Origin of the sequence: Lentzea miocenica (assembly GCF_033949945.1) — a bacterium.
GTDB lineage: Bacteria > Actinomycetota > Actinomycetes > Mycobacteriales > Pseudonocardiaceae > Lentzea > Lentzea miocenica.
The window spans coordinates 1-1,379 of record NZ_JAXAVW010000091.1 but is presented as its reverse complement, the minus strand read 5'-3'; the positions used below and the strand labels follow the sequence as shown (position 1 = coordinate 1,379).

The following is a 1,379-nucleotide window of genomic DNA, read 5'->3' as shown; positions in this document are numbered from 1 at the left end:
CTAGTACTCCAGCCGCACTTCGTGATCAGCCTCGTGTAGCTTACCGATCTTGTGTTGACTGAAGAGGATCTTGCTGCCTGGACCGCGGGGTTGGACGACCTGTTCGGGCGGGTGGCGGGGCGGTTTCACCGGGTGGAGCCACGACGTCGTGCTCGTGCCTATGTGCGGGGCTTGTTGGCGCCCTTGGCGGGCAAGAACGGGTGGACTCTGGCCGAGGCGGCAGGGGATGCCACACCGGATGGCATGCAGCGTCTGCTCAACGCGGCGAGCTGGGACGCCGACGGGGTCCGTGACGACGTACGTGACTATGCCGTCGAGCACCTGGGCGAGCGCGACGGCGTGCTGGTGGTGGACGAGACCGGTTTCCTGAAAAAGGGCACTGGATCCGCCGGAGTGCAGCGGCAGTACTCCGGCACCGCCGGGCGGACCGAGAACTGTCAGCTCGGCGTCTTTCTTGCTTACGCCACAAGCAAAGGACGCACACTCATCGACCGCGAGTTGTACCTGCCGAAGTCGTGGACCGAGGACCGCGACCGCTGTCGTGACGCCGCGGTACCCGAGGAGGTGGAGTTCGCGACCAAGACCGTGCAAGCACGGCAGATGCTCGCCCGCGCCCTGGACGCCGGGGTCCCCGCGGCGTGGGTGACCGCCGACGAGGCCTACGGCAAGGACTACAAATTCCGTACCTGGCTGGAGCAACAGCGCATCGGCTACGTCGTCGCCGTGGCCTGCAACCAGACCATTCCCGCGGTCGGCGGCACGTCCCGTGCCGACGTCCTGGCGGCGCAAGCACCAGATGACGCCTGGAAACGCCGCAGTTGCGGCGACGGGGCCAAGGGGCCACGACTGTTCGACTGGGCGGTGGCCTCGCTGCCCGTCTATGAGGACACCACGCCGCCGGGGTGGCGCCGCTGGCTGCTGGTCCGCCGCTCACTCACGCGCAACCCCAAGGGCGAGCACGAACTGGCCTACTACTTATGTTGCGCGCCAAGCGGAACCACAGATGACGATCTCATCCGTGTGGCCGGCGCCCGCTGGGCGGTCGAGGACTGTTTCCAGACCGCCAAGACCGAGGTCGGACTGGACCACTACCAGGTCCGCCGCTACGACGCCTGGTACCGGCACATCACACTGGCGATGCTTGCCCACACCTACCTCGCCGTCACCGCCGCGATCGCCCCAAAAGCCCTGGCAGCGGCCTCATCCCGCTCACACTCGGAGAGGTCAAGCGTCTCCTGGCACACCTGATCACCACCGGCTACCACCACAGCTGCCAGTGGGCATGGTCCCACTGGCGCAGGCGTCACCAACACCGCGCGAAAACCTGCCACTACCAGCGCAGACAGGCCAAAGACTACGAAGTGCGGCTGGAGTACTAG

1 protein-coding gene is annotated in these 1,379 nt (G+C 66.6%); it reads left to right on the top strand.

Translation table 11 applies throughout. The annotated features are described in order from the left end of the window. Positions 1-51 precede the first annotated feature (51 nt). Complete coding sequence (locus SK803_RS46310; RefSeq protein ID WP_319972636.1) at positions 52-1,248, top strand: IS701 family transposase; 1,197 nt, start codon at positions 52-54, stop codon at positions 1,246-1,248. Positions 1,249-1,379: the final 131 nt, after the last annotated feature.